This is a genomic window from Enterobacter hormaechei subsp. xiangfangensis (assembly GCF_001729785.1).
Lineage (GTDB): Bacteria > Pseudomonadota > Gammaproteobacteria > Enterobacterales > Enterobacteriaceae > Enterobacter > Enterobacter hormaechei_C.
The window spans coordinates 4,532,263-4,546,959 of sequence record NZ_CP017183.1; the positions used below are offsets into that span (position 1 = coordinate 4,532,263).

Annotated in this window: 15 protein-coding genes; 7 read left to right on the forward strand and 8 right to left on the reverse strand. The window is 56.4% G+C overall.

Features of this window, described 5'->3' with window-relative positions; all coding sequences use genetic code 11:
• Positions 1–10: 10 nt before the first annotated feature.
• The 3 genes from glpK to fpr all read left to right on the forward strand — a co-directional run bounded on the left by glpK (position 11) and on the right by fpr (position 3,496).
• A complete protein-coding gene (gene glpK / locus BFV63_RS21640; RefSeq protein ID WP_003862028.1) occupies positions 11–1,519 on the forward strand; it encodes a glycerol kinase GlpK in 1,509 nt (502 codons plus the stop codon).
• 123 nt (positions 1,520–1,642) lie between these two features.
• Positions 1,643–2,653 (forward strand): class II fructose-bisphosphatase, encoded by a 1,011-nt coding sequence (gene glpX / locus BFV63_RS21645; protein ID WP_023315041.1) that lies wholly within the window; start codon positions 1,643–1,645, stop codon positions 2,651–2,653.
• Positions 2,654–2,749: 96 nt separating this feature from the next.
• The gene (fpr, locus tag BFV63_RS21650) at positions 2,750–3,496 is read left to right on the forward strand and encodes a ferredoxin--NADP(+) reductase (RefSeq protein WP_003862024.1); all 747 of its coding nucleotides are present in this window, start codon (positions 2,750–2,752) and stop codon (positions 3,494–3,496) included.
• On the opposite strand, the gene BFV63_RS21655 is transcribed toward fpr, so the two are convergent.
• Entirely contained in the window at positions 3,497–3,916 is a 420-nt protein-coding gene (locus BFV63_RS21655; protein WP_003862022.1) for a DUF805 domain-containing protein, read from the reverse strand.
• 112 nt (positions 3,917–4,028) lie between these two features.
• Here BFV63_RS21655 and BFV63_RS21660 point away from each other — a divergent pair, with 112 nt between their 5' ends.
• Both BFV63_RS21660 and tpiA read left to right on the forward strand, forming a co-directional pair.
• Positions 4,029–4,625, forward strand: coding sequence for a DUF1454 family protein (locus BFV63_RS21660; protein WP_022652062.1), 597 nt, complete (start codon positions 4,029–4,031; stop codon positions 4,623–4,625).
• Between the two features lie 111 nt (positions 4,626–4,736).
• Positions 4,737–5,504, forward strand: coding sequence for a triose-phosphate isomerase (gene tpiA / locus BFV63_RS21665; protein WP_003862019.1), 768 nt, complete (start codon positions 4,737–4,739; stop codon positions 5,502–5,504).
• A gap of 47 nt (positions 5,505–5,551) precedes the next feature.
• Here the strand turns inward: tpiA and BFV63_RS21670 are convergent, their stop codons facing one another.
• The 6 genes from BFV63_RS21670 to cpxP all read right to left on the reverse strand — a co-directional run bounded on the left by BFV63_RS21670 (position 5,552) and on the right by cpxP (position 11,696).
• A complete protein-coding gene (locus BFV63_RS21670) occupies positions 5,552–6,856 on the reverse strand; it encodes an SLC13 family permease (protein ID WP_045895071.1) in 1,305 nt (434 codons plus the stop codon).
• Positions 6,857–6,929: 73 nt separating this feature from the next.
• A complete protein-coding gene (locus tag BFV63_RS21675; protein WP_003862014.1) occupies positions 6,930–7,673 on the reverse strand; it encodes a CDP-diacylglycerol diphosphatase in 744 nt (247 codons plus the stop codon).
• 111 nt (positions 7,674–7,784) lie between these two features.
• Positions 7,785–8,774, reverse strand: coding sequence for a sulfate ABC transporter substrate-binding protein (locus BFV63_RS21680; RefSeq protein WP_003862012.1), 990 nt, complete (start codon positions 8,772–8,774; stop codon positions 7,785–7,787).
• A 230-nt stretch (positions 8,775–9,004) separates the two neighbouring features.
• Positions 9,005–9,967 (reverse strand): 6-phosphofructokinase, encoded by a 963-nt coding sequence (gene pfkA / locus BFV63_RS21685; RefSeq protein ID WP_003862009.1) that lies wholly within the window; start codon positions 9,965–9,967, stop codon positions 9,005–9,007.
• A 184-nt stretch (positions 9,968–10,151) separates the two neighbouring features.
• Positions 10,152–11,036 (reverse strand): CDF family cation-efflux transporter FieF, encoded by an 885-nt coding sequence (gene fieF, locus BFV63_RS21690; protein ID WP_022652064.1) that lies wholly within the window; start codon positions 11,034–11,036, stop codon positions 10,152–10,154.
• Between the two features lie 153 nt (positions 11,037–11,189).
• The gene (gene cpxP / locus BFV63_RS21695; RefSeq protein WP_048241633.1) at positions 11,190–11,696 is read right to left on the reverse strand and encodes a cell-envelope stress modulator CpxP; all 507 of its coding nucleotides are present in this window, start codon (positions 11,694–11,696) and stop codon (positions 11,190–11,192) included.
• Between the two features lie 150 nt (positions 11,697–11,846).
• Here cpxP and cpxR point away from each other — a divergent pair, with 150 nt between their 5' ends.
• Both cpxR and cpxA read left to right on the forward strand, forming a co-directional pair.
• Positions 11,847–12,545, forward strand: a complete 699-nt coding sequence (gene cpxR / locus BFV63_RS21700) for an envelope stress response regulator transcription factor CpxR (RefSeq protein WP_003862004.1) — start codon at positions 11,847–11,849, stop codon at positions 12,543–12,545.
• The gene (gene cpxA / locus BFV63_RS21705; protein WP_003862003.1) at positions 12,542–13,915 is read left to right on the forward strand and encodes an envelope stress sensor histidine kinase CpxA; all 1,374 of its coding nucleotides are present in this window, start codon (positions 12,542–12,544) and stop codon (positions 13,913–13,915) included. The genes cpxR and cpxA overlap by 4 nt, the downstream gene beginning before the upstream one ends.
• A 52-nt stretch (positions 13,916–13,967) precedes the next feature.
• On the opposite strand, the gene yiiM is transcribed toward cpxA, so the two are convergent.
• Positions 13,968–14,642 (reverse strand): 6-hydroxyaminopurine reductase, encoded by a 675-nt coding sequence (yiiM, locus tag BFV63_RS21710; RefSeq protein ID WP_003862001.1) that lies wholly within the window; start codon positions 14,640–14,642, stop codon positions 13,968–13,970.
• Between the last annotated feature and the right edge of the window lie 55 nt (positions 14,643–14,697).

Sequence of the window (14,697 nt, forward strand, 5' to 3'; positions counted from 1 at the left end):
GACACATACCATGACCGAAAAAAAATATATCGTTGCGCTCGACCAGGGCACTACCAGCTCCCGCGCTGTCGTAATGGATCATGACGCGAACATTGTCAGCGTGTCTCAACGCGAATTTGAGCAAATTTATCCGCGTCCAGGCTGGGTTGAACACGACCCGATGGAGATCTGGGCGTCACAAAGCTCCACGCTGGTGGAAGTGCTGGCGAAAGCCGACATCAGTTCTGACCAGATTGCCGCTATCGGTATCACCAACCAGCGTGAAACGACTGTGGTCTGGGAGCGCGAAACCGGTAAGCCCATCTACAACGCCATCGTCTGGCAGTGCCGCCGTACGTCAGAGATCTGCGAACAGCTGAAGCGCGACGGGATGGAAGAGTACGTGCGCAGCGCCACCGGCCTGGTGGTTGACCCCTATTTCTCCGGCACCAAAGTGAAGTGGATCCTCGACCACGTGGAAGGTTCACGCGAGCGCGCACGTCGTGGCGAGCTGCTCTTCGGTACCGTCGATACCTGGCTTATCTGGAAGATGACTCAGGGACGCGTTCACGTCACCGACTACACCAACGCCTCGCGCACCATGCTGTTCAACATCAACACTCTGGAGTGGGATGACAAGATGCTGGACGCGCTGGACATTCCGCGAGCGATGCTGCCAGACGTGCGTAAATCTTCAGAAGTGTACGGCCAGACCAACATTGGCGGTAAAGGCGGCACGCGTATTCCTATCGCCGGTATCGCCGGTGACCAGCAGGCAGCCCTGTTCGGCCAGCTGTGCGTAAAAGAAGGGATGGCGAAGAACACCTACGGCACCGGCTGCTTTATGCTGATGAACACGGGCGAGAAAGCGGTGAAATCAGAAAACGGTCTGCTGACCACCATCGCCTGCGGCCCGCGCGGCGAAGTGAACTATGCCCTGGAAGGCGCGGTATTCATGGCGGGTGCCTCCATTCAGTGGCTGCGCGACGAGATGAAGCTGATTAGCGACGCGTTTGACTCCGAATACTTCGCGACCAAAGTGAAAGACACCAACGGCGTGTACGTGGTGCCAGCGTTCACCGGTCTGGGCGCACCGTACTGGGATCCGTACGCCCGCGGCGCGATTTTCGGCCTGACGCGCGGCGTGAACTCAAACCACATCATTCGCGCGACGCTGGAATCCATCGCCTACCAGACGCGCGACGTGCTGGAAGCGATGCAGGCTGACTCTGGCATTCGTCTGCACGCCCTGCGCGTGGACGGCGGTGCAGTAGCCAACAACTTTCTGATGCAGTTCCAGTCCGACATTCTGGGCACTCGCGTTGAACGTCCTGAGGTGCGAGAAGTGACGGCGCTGGGCGCGGCGTATCTGGCAGGTCTGGCGGTTGGCTTCTGGCAAAACCTCGACGAGCTTCAGGAAAAAGCGGTTATCGAACGCGAATTCCGTCCTGGCATCGAAACCACCGAGCGCAACTACCGTTACAGCGGCTGGAAGAAAGCGGTGAAACGTGCCCTGGCGTGGGAAGAGCACGACGAGTAAGCCTATATTCCCTCTCCCCTGGGGAGAGGGTTAGGGTGAGGGGCTCCAACCGCACCGGTCCCCTCGACCCTCCCCACTCTGTGATAAACTTCGTGCAATTCCTTTTGATTGTACGAGTACCTCATGAAACGTGAACTTGCTATCGAGTTTTCCCGCGTCACCGAAGCTGCCGCCCTCGCAGGCTACAAGTGGCTGGGCCGTGGCGACAAAAATACCGCAGACGGCGCAGCCGTCCACGCCATGCGCATTGTGCTTAACCAGGTCAACATCGACGGCACTATCGTCATCGGTGAAGGCGAGATCGACGAAGCGCCGATGCTCTACATCGGTGAAAAGGTCGGGACCGGCAAAGGCGATGCGGTGGATATCGCGGTCGACCCGATCGAAGGCACGCGCATGACGGCGATGGGCCAGGCCAACGCGCTGGCGGTACTGGCGGTGGGCGATAAGGGCTGCTTCCTCAACGCGCCCGATATGTATATGGAAAAGCTGATCGTCGGTCCTGGCGCTAAAGGCGCTATCGACCTTAGTCTGCCGCTGGACGCCAACCTGCGCAATATCGCTGCGGCGCTGGGTAAAGCGCTCAGCGAACTCACCGTGACCATTCTGGCAAAACCGCGCCACGACGCCACCATCGCGTACCTGCAAACGCTTGGCGTGCGCGTATTTGCTATTCCGGATGGCGACGTTGCCGCCTCTATTCTGACCTGCATGCCTGACAGCGAAGTCGACGTGCTTTACGGCATCGGCGGCGCGCCGGAGGGTGTGGTCTCTGCGGCAGTGATCCGCGCGCTGGACGGCGATATGCAGGCGCGTCTGCTGCCACGCCATGAGGTGAAAGGCGACAGCGACGAGAACCTTCGCATTGGTGCAGACGAACTGGCGCGCTGCGCGGCGATGGGCATCGAGGCCAATAAAGTGCTCGCGCTAAACGAGATGGCCCGCAGCGATAACGTGGTCTTCTCCGCAACCGGCATCACCAAAGGCGATCTGCTGGACGGCATCACCCGCAAGGGCAACATGGCCACCACTGAAACCCTGCTGATCCGCGGTAAATCCCGCACTATTCGCCGCATTAAGTCCATTCATTATCTCGATCGTAAAGATCCGGACGTACAGACGCACATTCTGTAAAACCGTTTGATCGATAGAGCTTTCCGGCCCGAATGGGCTGGAAATGTTTCCCACAAGTACGGAAGATAGAAGAGAGAAACAGCACAGGAGAAGATCATGGCGGACTGGGTAACAGGTAAAGTCACAAAGGTACAGTTCTGGACCGATGCGCTATTTAGCCTCACGCTGCACGCTCCCGTTCATCCGTTTACTGCCGGGCAGTTTGCCAAACTCGGGCTGGATATCGACGGTGAACGCGTACAGCGCGCCTACTCTTACGTTAATGCGCCTGATAACCCGGACCTTGAGTTCTATCTGGTCACCGTCCCGGACGGTAAGCTCAGCCCGCGCCTCGCTGCGCTGAAGCCAGGCGATGAAGTGCAGATTGTCTCCGACGCGGCGGGGTTCTTCGTGCTGGATGAAATCCCCGACTGTGACACGCTCTGGATGCTGGCGACCGGCACGGCCATCGGCCCGTATCTTTCCATTCTGCAATACGGCAAAGATCTGGAGCGCTTTAAAAATATCGTGCTGGTTCACGCCGCGCGCTACGCCGCAGACCTGAGCTATTTGCCGCAGATGCAGGCGCTGGAACAGCGATATGGCGGAAAGTTAAAAATTCAGACGGTGGTCAGCCGCGAAACCGCAGCTGGCTCGTTAACCGGTCGCGTTCCGGCGTTGATTGAAAGCGGCGCGCTGGAAGAGGCGGTGGGTTTACCGATGAATACCGAAACCAGCCATGTGATGCTGTGCGGTAACCCGCAGATGGTACGCGATACGCAGCAGCTGCTGAAAGATACCCGACAGATGACGAAGCACCTTCGCCGCCGGCCGGGCCACATGACCGCTGAACACTACTGGTGATCAGCGGTACTTCACCTCAAGGGTATCTTTACCATATTTGTTCTCGCTCTGGGTGCCGATAAACGCGCCCAGTTCGACAACCATCATCACAAAGATAACCGTCGGCAGCAGTCTGCCCACCACCCATGGGAGGATTGAGGGCAGCAATGACCAGTTCCCCGCCACCAGCATCCACGCCAGGATAATCAGGAAAGCCCATGCGCCGGAGCGGCCACGATCGTGCAGACGTTTCACCACCACGGCGGCGGTTGGCCACAGTAAACAGACCAGCGCAAATGCCGCGGTTTGCGTGCTCAGCCATGCGTTGTAGGCAACAAAAAACAGAAGCAGCATGGCGACAACCCACGTTGCAATCCAGATCCAGAAGTCACGGCGCCCAATACGCCCTTTGAATGAAAACAGCCACTGCTGTATGGTCATGTAAGGTTCCTTATTATTGTTTAGCCCGCATTTTACCCTGGAGTTGTGACCTTTTGACAAGCCGACCAGATATCGTTTTAATCATGGGCAATGACGGCCAGGGGCAATGTTGATGAAAAGTTCGGCACACTCTCTTTATTTGTGTTTAGCGATGCTGTGCGCCAGTTTTTCCCTGTACGCCACGGAAACGGCTTCCCCGGTCACCGCCCCCTATCTTCTGGCGGGCGCTCCCTCTTTCGATCAATCTATCAGCCAGTTCCGCGAAGCCTTCAACAAAGAAAACCCCTCACTTCCGTTGGGAGAGTTCCGAGCGATTGACAGCGCCCGCGATACGCCGACCCTGACCCGCGCGGCCAGCAAAATTAACGAGAATCTGTATGCCTCTACCGCCCTTGAGCGCGGAACGTTAAAAATCAAAAGCATGCAGATCACCTGGCTGCCGATTCAGGGCCCAGAGCAGAAAGCGGCGAAAGCGAAAGCGCTGGAGTACATGAGCGCTATTCTGCGCGCCTTTACCCCCACCTTCACGAAAGCACAAAGCCAGCAAAAGCTGCAAAAACTACTTACCGCGGGGAAAAACAAACGCTATTACGCCGATACGGAAGGTGCCGTTCGCTATGTCGTCGCAGATAACGGCGAAAAGGGGCTGACCTTCGCGGTTGAACCGATTAAGCTGGCCCTATCAGACGCACTCGAGGGGGCGAATTAATGACAAAAAGCAAAGCCTTTCGAGGGAAAATCTCTATACTGATTCACAGACCATGCTGCCCTTAAGGGTGGCCATATTCCTTAATTCGCTTATTGAGCGTGGAGAATTGAAATGCGACATCCTTTAGTGATGGGTAACTGGAAACTGAACGGCAGCCGCCACATGGTAAACGAACTGGTTGCTAACCTGCGTAAAGAGCTGGCTGGCGTGACCGGCTGCGCGGTTGCTATCGCTCCGCCGGATATGTACCTGGATCTGGCTAAACGTGCCGCTGACGGCAGCCACATCATTCTGGGCGCGCAGAACGTTGACGTTAACCTGTCTGGCGCGTTTACCGGTGAAACCTCCGCTGAAATGCTGAAAGACATCGGCGCGAAATACATCATCATCGGCCACTCTGAGCGTCGCACCTACCACAAAGAATCTGACGAGTTCATCGCGAAGAAATTCGCTGTGCTGAAAGAGCAGGGTCTGATCCCGGTTCTGTGCATCGGTGAAACCGAAGCAGAAAACGAAGCGGGTAAAACCGAAGAAGTGTGCGCACGTCAGATCGACGCTGTGCTGAAAACCCAGGGCGCGGCAGCGTTCGAAGGCGCGGTTATCGCATACGAGCCAGTCTGGGCGATCGGTACCGGCAAATCTGCAACTCCAGCGCAGGCACAGGCGGTGCACAAGTTCATTCGTGACCACATTGCGAAAGCAGACGCGAAAGTGGCGGAGCAGGTCATCATCCAGTACGGCGGTTCCGTTAACGCATCAAACGCAGCTGAGCTGTTCACCCAGCCAGACATCGATGGCGCGCTGGTTGGCGGCGCATCCCTGAAAGCAGACGCTTTCGCGGTGATCGTTAAAGCGGCAGAAGCGGCTAAGCAGGCGTAATTGCCTTTGTGGCGGGTGGCGCTTCGCTAACCCGCCCTACAAAACCACTACAAACGTCCTAATACGCTAAACCACAAATAATCCAGCGGCAGCAGCACCAGGTACGTCGCAATCGCCAGCGCCAGACAGAGCAGCATCCCCGCCTTCGCAGGCACTTTCCCTAAGCCCATCGCCACCACAATTGGCGACGCCTGATACGGCAGCAGCGGCGTGGAATACCCCAGCACCTGAATCATGATCACCGACAGCAGCGGGAAGCCGGTCGCGTCGGAGAAGCTCTGCGCCAGCGTGGTGTACAGCGCCGGAACGCCATTGGCGGTCATAATGAAGTTGAGCGCCGTGGTGATCCCCGTCAGCGCCAGGAAGCTGGTAAACGGGCGATCTGCATCCAGCGGCATGATATGGAGCAACGCTTCACCTACGGTCGAACCGATACCGGTCTGCGTTACCGTAATGGCCAGCCCGAGTATACCCGCGACGTAAATACAGGTACGCATATTCACCCCCGCCGAGAACTCCTCCCCGGTGATAAAACCTATACGCGGCAGCATAACGACGACTGAGGCCGCCAGCCCTGTCCACGCTGGGCCTACGCCGTGCCAGCTCTCCGTCACCCACATCGTCAACACCACCGCCAGCAGCCAGGCGAGCCGTTTTTCGTCACGCCCCATCGGTTCCGATGGCGCGAGATCCTTCGCCGGTTTCGGGTTGCCGGGGAACAGCCAGCAGATCAGGCCAATCAGAATCAGGCCTTTGAGAATACCCAGCACCGGGGTGTGCAGCAGCAGATACGGAACATAGTTCAGGTGGATGCCGTATGAGCCTTCCGCCGCGCCGCTCATCACCAGGTTGGGCACGTTGGCGGGCAAAATAGTGGCCGAGAGCTGGAAGGTGCCAAACCCGACCGCCAGCGCCAGGCCAAACCAGGCCCGCGAGCCATCAGGAATGCCGGCCCGCTTCGCCATCGCGGCGACAATCGGCATCAGAAGCGCAATACGTCCCATGTTCGACGGCATCACGAATGCCAGGGCATAGCTCAGTAGCACAACGCTTGCCACCATCAGCACCCAGGAGTCGGTAAGCTTTGCCGACAGCGCCCGGGCGGCCCTGTCCGCCAGGCCGGTTTTCCGAATCGCCACACCCAGCACAAAGCCGCTGAACACCAGCCAGAAGGCAGACGAGGCGAAGCCGCCGAAGATCACTTCCGGCGGGGCGATTCTGGCGGTCATCGCCGCCGTGAAAAACAACAGCGCGGTGATAAATTCGGGCAACAGCGACGTCGCCCACAGCACGATGGTGACGCCGACGATCAGCGAGGGAAGCAGCAGAGGATGCGTTAACCAGAGCGACATACCTGTCTCCTGTAGAATTTTTCAGCAAGTCTACGGCGACAGGCAGGGCGAGTAAACGCTATTTATGGTGGGGTCACTTCAGGATATCGCATTGATGATCCTGCAATTCCTCAGCTGACGCGCGGTTAAAGGTAAGCAAATTACGCTCTGTCGCCAGCAATACAAACGAGCCGTCTGACTGCTGCGCCATCGCCAGCGCGAAGCGTCCCATATGGTCGCGCGCTTCTGGCAGCTCTTCCGCCAGCATCATAAACGGGCTGCGCTGCACCAGTTCGTTCTCCGTCACCCGACGGGCAAGGTATTCATGCCCTTCCAGCCCGCCCGGAAGCGGTAACCACTGGGTGCTGATTTGCCCCTGCGACGCGTTCAGCTTCTCGCGCACGTCTGGGCGCAGACAGGAGATGTGGATATGAAAATGGTTTTGCGTGCGCCCGGTCGGGGAGTTGATGGTTAGCGAAACGGCGCTGTCAGGCACGTCGGCCCCTCGTTTCATGCTCATAAAATGACGAGACTGCCATGCCAGCCAGAAGAAATTCGGTGTCTGCGGCTCTGTCAGCAGCGGGCTTTCAGTGCCGTTGATACGGTACGTGGGCATCAGCAGGTATTGCAACGGTCCGTTGCGGTCTTTGAACACCACGTAGCCCGCATCTGGCTTCACCTGCGCGCACGGTGCCGGGTTACGGTTATGCAGCTGGTTGGGCACACACTGGTCGAGAACGATATGACGCAACGCATTCGGATTACCCGCTTTCATCCAGTACACGCCGCCTGCGGCAAGGGCGATAACGATCAGAATCAGTAAGATAATTTTTTTCACAACGCGTTCCCTGTTTTCAATAGAGGCAAAAGAGTAACGCAAAATGATTACCAAATAAAAAACCCGGCGGATTTCTCACACCGGGTTACCGTGTCGTTCTTTGTAAAACGCTTAGCGCTTGCTGATCTGGTCGAAGGTGCCGCCGTTAGAGAAGTGCTCTTTCTGCGCTTTGGTCCAGCCGCCAAAAACATCATCGATAGTAAACAGCTTCAGTTTCGGGAAGGCGTTTTCGTATTTCTTCGCGACGGCCTCATCGCGTGGGCGGTAGAAGTTTTTCGCCGCAATTTCCTGCCCTTCCGGTGAGTAGAGGTACTTCAGGTAGGCTTCCGCCACCGCTTTGGTGCCCTTCTTATCAACAACCTTATCGACGACGGAGACGGTCGGCTCAGCGAGGATGGATTCGCTCGGGGTGACGATCTCGAACTTGTCTTTACCCAGCTCGTTGGTCGCCAGCAGGGCTTCGTTTTCCCAGGCGATCAGCACGTCGCCGATGCCGCGCTCGACGAAGGTGTTGGTTGCGCCGCGCGCGCCGGAGTCCAGCACTTCGACGTTTTTAAACAGTGCTTTGACGAAGTCCTGTGCTTTGGCCTGATCGCCGTTGTTGTGGTGCAGCGCGTAGCCCCAGGCCGCCAGGTAGTTCCAGCGTGCGCCGCCGGAACTTTTCGGGTTCGGGGTAATGACAGACACGCCAGGCTTAATCAGGTCGTTCCAGTCTTTAATCTGTTTCGGGTTGCCTTTGCGCACCAGGAAGACGATGGTCGAGGTGTATGGCGCAGAGTTGTCCGGCAGGCGCTTGATCCAGTTTTTGTCGATACGGCCACGCTCCGCGATCGCATCCACGTCATAAGCCAGCGCCAGGGTCACCACGTCGGCTTCGATACCGTTGATCACCGATGTCGCCTGCTTACCGGAACCGCCGTGAGACTGGCGAACCACCACGTTATCGCCGGTTTCCTGTTTCCAGTGCGCCGCGAAAGCTTTGTTGTACTGGTCGTACAGTTCACGCGTCGGATCGTACGACACATTCAGTAACTGAATGTCCTTTGCCAGAACGCTGGTTGATGCCAGCAATAATGTTAACCCCACGCCCCATTTATTCATCGCCCAGCTCTCTTGTGTAGTGTTTTGATGAATGCAGCGTGCCAGAAAGCTAATCGATGATTAAAGAATAAAAAAAGATTGGCTATAACGTGAAGGAATAAAAAAATGAATGAGCGGCCTGATGCCCTCACCCCAACCCTCTCCCACGGGAGAGGGAGCAACCATAAAAAACGGTAACCCTTGGGTTACCGTTTTGCATTTACCTTGTCACCACCGGGCAACAGAGCCAATCAGTACAGTTTTTTCGCGCAGTCCAGCCAGTCACCTTTGAACGGACGCTTCATGTTTTCAATGGCGTCGATGATGTCATGGTGAACCAGTTTCTCGTTCTGGATACCGACGCAGCGGCCGCCGTGGCCCTGTAGCAGCAGCTCGATCGCGTACGCGCCCATGCGGGACGCCAGGATACGGTCGTACGGGCCTGGGGAACCGCCACGCTGAATGTGACCCAGAACGGTCGCGCGGGTTTCGCGTTTGGTTTCGGTTTCGATGTACTTCGCCAGCTCGTCAACGTCACAGATGTGCTCGGTGATGGCAACGATCGCATGTTTTTTGCCTTTCGCGATACCAGCTTTGATTTCAGCGACCAGATCTTCACGGCTGAATTCCACTTCCGGCACCACCACGAACTCACAGCCACCGGCAATTGCCGCCGCCAGAGTCAGGTCACCGCAGTAACGGCCCATCACTTCAACAATGGAAATACGCTGGTGAGAGGAAGAGGTGTCACGCAGGCGGTCAATCGCTTCCACAACGGTACCCAGCGCGGTGAAGTAACCGATGGTGTAGTCGGTGCCTTTAATGTCGTTGTCGATGGTGCCAGGCAGGCCGATGCACGGGAAGCCCATTTCAGTCAGACGTTTTGCACCCATGTAGGAGCCGTCGCCGCCGATAACCACCAGCGCATCCAGACCCCGTTTTTTCATGTTTTCGATAGCCACTTCACGGATGTGTTCGTCACGGAATTCCGGGAAGCGTGCAGAACCGAGGAAAGTACCGCCACGGTTGATCATGTCAGACACGCTGTAGCGGTCGAGCTGAACCATGCGGTCTTCATACAGACCCAGGTAACCGTCATAGATACCAAAAACTTCCAGACCTTCCGTCAGCGCTGCACGGACAACCCCACGGATTGCCGCGTTCATGCCCGGCGCATCACCGCCGCTTGTCAACACACCGATTTTCTTAATCATGACTACCTCTGAACTTAGGAATGCAAAATTGAAATCTGCTGCCGGAAGAAACTGTTCAACCGTCGAATACTGCAAATAGTATATCAATCCCTTCCAGCTGAATTGATTCAGGTCAGGCCATATGGTGGTAATTTATCCACAAAATGCTGCTCTGGCTCACTTTTTTACAACGAATTACGAAAGCTCAAAACGCCCTGGGTACGACAGAACACGGATCCTGGTGAATAATGACGTCTGACCCAGGGAAACGCTGCAAAATCGCCTGCTCCACCTGTTCAGCGACCATATGCGCCTGAACCAGTGGCAGGTTGTCTTCCATTTCCAAATGAATCTGAATAAAGCGGGTCGGCCCTGACTGCCGCGTACGAAGATCGTGAGCACCACTGACGCCGGGCCAGTTGGTCACGATGGCATAAATTTCATCACGTTCTGCATCCGGAAGCGCACGGTCAAGAAGCGACTGTACCGCGTCATACCCCATCCGCAAGGCGCTGTATAAAATATAGATCCCTATCCCTAACGCAAACAACGCATCGGCCCGATGCCAGCCATACCAGGCCAGACCAAGCGCAATAAGAATAGCCCCATTCATCATAACATCAGACTGATAATGAAGCATATCGGCCCGTACAGCCTGGCTTTGTGTTTTGCGTACAACCCAGCGCTGGAACGTTACAAGAACAAGTGTGCTTATAAGTGCAACTACCGTTACGACCACGCCAACGCCCGGATCGTTCATTGGTGACGGCGAAACAAGATGCTGAATGCCGGTCAAAAACAGGAAAAGCGCAGAGCCCGAAATAAACATGCTTTGTGCCAGCGCCGCCAGCGATTCCGCTTTGCCGTGGCCAAACGTATGCTCTTCATCCGCCGGTTGCAGCGAGTAGCGCACCACCAGCAGGTTGGTCAGCGAGGCGGCAATATCCACCAGTGAGTCCACCAGCGCCGCCAGAATACTGACCGATCCGGTGTACCACCACGCGAAAATTTTAATGATCAGTAAACACGACGCCATCACCGTCGCGGCTATTGCGGCCCGGCTTACCAGCCGTCCATAGGATTGATTCATAAACACTCCTGTCATGCCATGGCGCTAGTATAACGGATGGTGGTGGAGTGAAAGGATGAATAAAGCGTTAACAAACCGGAACGATGGGCAAAAAAAACCCCCACATCATGTGGGGGAAGACAGGGATGGTGTCTATGGCAAGGAAAACAGGGTTTACTGGTTACTACGGGTACTGCTATTGCTACTGAAAAGCGTCATATCTGAGCTTCGCTGCATCCGTGCAACCTCACGCAACTGGTTCATACGTTGCTGATGTTTGGTATTCAAAACCGCTTGCTGCTCGGGCGTTAGCAGGTGGAACATCTGGTTGCGAACCTTCGCCATCTCTACCTGGCGGGCAACCTGTTCCTGCGCCATTTTTTCGGCCTGAGCGCGTACAGCGCTTTCGTCAAAATTTTCTGCGGTGACAAGGCGATGCATTGTCTCCATTTCGCTAACATTAACAGGGGGCTGGTCGTGTCTTGCCCTCTGCATCAGATCTCGCATCTGTTGACGCTGATGTTCGGTTAAACTTATGCCGTCAAACATATGGCTTTGGCTGCTGTGCTGCGTTGTGCCCTCTGCTGAGGAACCGTTATCGCTGATGATAGCTACAGCAGCCTGGCTAAACGCACTGAAGGCCAGCGTTGAGGCCATGACGGCAGCGGTAACTTTGCGCATCACTTGCTCCCAAAATCTTTCGTGTCGCGATTCAACGAGAGACAGTCTACGATTCAGGCTGCAAACATGCGTCAGGGGGTGTAAAACAACGTAAAGTCATGGATTAGATAGCCTTGATGTCGTAATTTCTGCCTCGGAGGTATTTAAACAATGAATAAAATCCTGTTAGTTGATGATGACCGAGAGCTCACATCTCTTTTAAAGGAGTTGCTCGACATGGAAGGTTTCAACGTCCTGGTTGCCCATGATGGCGAGCAGGCGCTGAGTCTCCTTGACGACAGCATCGATTTACTTTTGCTCGACGTCATGATGCCGAAGAAAAACGGTATTGATACGTTGAAAGAGCTTCGCCAGACACACCAGACCCCCGTCATTATGCTGACCGCACGCGGCAGCGAGCTTGACCGCGTACTCGGCCTTGAGCTGGGTGCGGATGACTATTTACCTAAGCCGTTCAACGACCGTGAACTGGTGGCGCGTATTCGCGCGATCCTGCGCCGCTCTCACTGGAGCGAGCAGCAGCAGAATACCGACAACAGCTCACCTACGCTGGAAGTGGACTCCCTGAGCCTGAACCCGGGCCGACAGGAAGCGAGCTTCGACGGTGAAACACTGGAGCTAACCGGCACCGAGTTCACCCTGCTGTATCTGCTGGCGCAGCATCTCGGCCAGGTGGTGTCGCGTGAACACTTAAGCCAGGAAGTGCTGGGCAAACGCCTCACCCCGTTTGACCGCGCCATCGACATGCATATCTCGAACCTGCGCCGTAAGCTGCCGGAGCGTAAAGACGGTCATCCCTGGTTCAAAACCCTGCGTGGTCGTGGTTATCTGATGGTTTCCGCTTCATGATAGGCAGCTTAACCGCCCGCATCTTCGCCATCTTCTGGCTGACGCTGGCACTGGTTTTAATGCTCGTTTTGATGTTGCCAAAACTCGACTCACGCCAGATGACGGAGCTACTCGACAGCGAGCAACGTCAGGGCGTGATGATCGAGCAGCACGTGGAAGCGGAGCTGGCAAACGATCCGCCGAACGATTTAATGTGGTGGCGCAGGCTGTTTCGCGCTATCGACAAGTGGGCGCCCCCCGGACAACGTCTTTTACTGGTCACCAGCGAAGGTCGCGTGATTGGGGCCGATCGCAATGAAATGCAGATTATCCGCAACTTTATTGGCCAGGCGGATAACGCCGATCACCCACAGAAAAAGAAATATGGTCGGGTAGAGATGGTTGGTCCTTTCTCGGTTCGGGACGGGGAAGACAATTATCAGCTCTACCTGATTCGCCCTGCGAGCAGTTCCCAGTCCGACTTCATCAACCTGCTGTTTGACCGTCCGCTTTTGCTGTTGATTGTCACGATGCTGGTCAGTTCCCCGCTGCTATTATGGCTGGCGTGGAGCCTGGCGAAACCGGCGCGTAAGCTGAAAAATGCGGCGGACGAAGTGGCGCAGGGCAACCTGAGGCAGCATCCGGAGCTGGAATCCGGGCCGCAGGAGTTCCTGGCCGCCGGAACCAGTTTTAACCAGATGGTCTCTGCTCTTGACCGCATGATGACCGCGCAGCAACGCCTGCTGTCGGATATCTCCCACGAGCTGCGGACGCCGCTCACGCGCTTACAGCTGGGTACCGCCCTGCTGCGCCGCCGCAGCGGTGAGAGCAAAGAGCTGGAGCGTATTGAGACGGAAGCGCATCGCCTGGACAGCATGATAAACGATCTGCTGGTGATGTCGCGCAATCAGCAGAAAAACGCGCTGGTGAGCGAAACGGTGAAAGCCAATCATCTGTGGCATGAGGTGCTGGACAACGCGGCGTTTGAAGCGGAGCAGATGGGCAAATCCTTCACCGTTAACTTCCCGCCGGGCCCGTGGCCGCTCTACGGTAACCCCAACGCGCTGGAAAGCGCGCTGGAAAATATCGTGCGTAACGCCCTGCGCTACTCGCACACGAAGATTGAGGTGGCGTTCTCGGTGGATAAAGACGGGATCACCGTCATCGTCGACGACGACGGTCCTGGCGTCAGCCCGGAAGACCGCGAGCAGATTTTCCGTCCGTTCTACCGTACCGACGAGGCACGCGACCGTGAATCTGGCGGTACGGGACTGGGTCTGGCGATTGTTGAAACCGCCATGCAACAGCACCGTGGCTGGGTGAAAGCCGATGACAGCCCGCTGGGCGGGCTCAGGTTAACGCTGTGGCTGCCGCTGTATAAGCGTTCGTAACCGTATGTGCCGGGTGGCGGCTTCGCCTTACCCGGCCTACTTTCTGCGGGAACTATTTCCCCCATAATCTCCGCGAACTGCTCTCGATCTTGCCGCTTATCCGCCGCTTCTGCATCGTTCTGGTCCAGCTGGTGGATAATCCCGCCGCTGACAGCAGACGGTGATACTGATCGTCATCAAACGGCATATGCCAGGCAATTGCGCAGGCCTCGTACACCGACACCTCACTCAAACGCGAAGCCAGCTCAAGCGGCGCATCCGCCGAAACCTGTCCCGCCTGCACAACGCGATACAGCCAGCCGGTTTTACCCGCGTTTTGCAACTGGGCCGACATATCCTGAATGCCGAAATGGTAATTAAGCTTAAAGCACGGTGAGCGCGGCTGGGTGACCTGAATCAAAGCATCGCCCCAGCGGTAAATATCGCCGATAAAGACGTTCTTCTCCGTCAGCCCCTCCGTTGAGAGATTTTCGCCAAACGCGGGGGCGACGAAGAGGTCAGCCTGTTCAGGAAATTCGGTTTTCCAGTGCTGATAGTGCTCGCGGGGATAATGGCACAGCGCGCGATCGGGCCCGCCGTGGATTTTCTTTTCAGCCTGCTGGTCACCCGCAAGCCCGAGATCGGTCAACGTCAGCTCACCGTCGACCTGCACTTTGGCGATGGCACTCGGGCGGCTGCCTTCGTACTCCCTTACCTTGCCTGTAAACACATTCACCGGGTAATGCATCTCCACTCCTTCAGATACAAAAAAAGCGAGTCATCAGACTCGCTTCTCACAGGCG

Coding starts and splice junctions, on each gene's coding strand:
- BFV63_RS21670 (WP_045895071.1), bottom strand. CDS start 6,856: ATGTCGCTCTGGTTAACGCATCCTCTGCTGCTTCCCTCGCTGATCGTC.
- glpK (WP_003862028.1), top strand. CDS start 11: ATGACCGAAAAAAAATATATCGTTGCGCTCGACCAGGGCACTACCAGC.
- BFV63_RS21660 (WP_022652062.1), top strand. CDS start 4,029: ATGAAAAGTTCGGCACACTCTCTTTATTTGTGTTTAGCGATGCTGTGC.
- cpxA (WP_003862003.1), top strand. CDS start 12,542: ATGATAGGCAGCTTAACCGCCCGCATCTTCGCCATCTTCTGGCTGACG.
- glpX (WP_023315041.1), top strand. CDS start 1,643: ATGAAACGTGAACTTGCTATCGAGTTTTCCCGCGTCACCGAAGCTGCC.
- BFV63_RS21655 (WP_003862022.1), bottom strand. CDS start 3,916: ATGACCATACAGCAGTGGCTGTTTTCATTCAAAGGGCGTATTGGGCGC.
- cpxP (WP_048241633.1), bottom strand. CDS start 11,696: ATGCGCAAAGTTACCGCTGCCGTCATGGCCTCAACGCTGGCCTTCAGT.
- cpxR (WP_003862004.1), top strand. CDS start 11,847: ATGAATAAAATCCTGTTAGTTGATGATGACCGAGAGCTCACATCTCTT.
- yiiM (WP_003862001.1), bottom strand. CDS start 14,642: ATGCATTACCCGGTGAATGTGTTTACAGGCAAGGTAAGGGAGTACGAA.
- fieF (WP_022652064.1), bottom strand. CDS start 11,036: ATGAATCAATCCTATGGACGGCTGGTAAGCCGGGCCGCAATAGCCGCG.
- pfkA (WP_003862009.1), bottom strand. CDS start 9,967: ATGATTAAGAAAATCGGTGTGTTGACAAGCGGCGGTGATGCGCCGGGC.
- BFV63_RS21680 (WP_003862012.1), bottom strand. CDS start 8,774: ATGAATAAATGGGGCGTGGGGTTAACATTATTGCTGGCATCAACCAGC.
- tpiA (WP_003862019.1), top strand. CDS start 4,737: ATGCGACATCCTTTAGTGATGGGTAACTGGAAACTGAACGGCAGCCGC.
- fpr (WP_003862024.1), top strand. CDS start 2,750: ATGGCGGACTGGGTAACAGGTAAAGTCACAAAGGTACAGTTCTGGACC.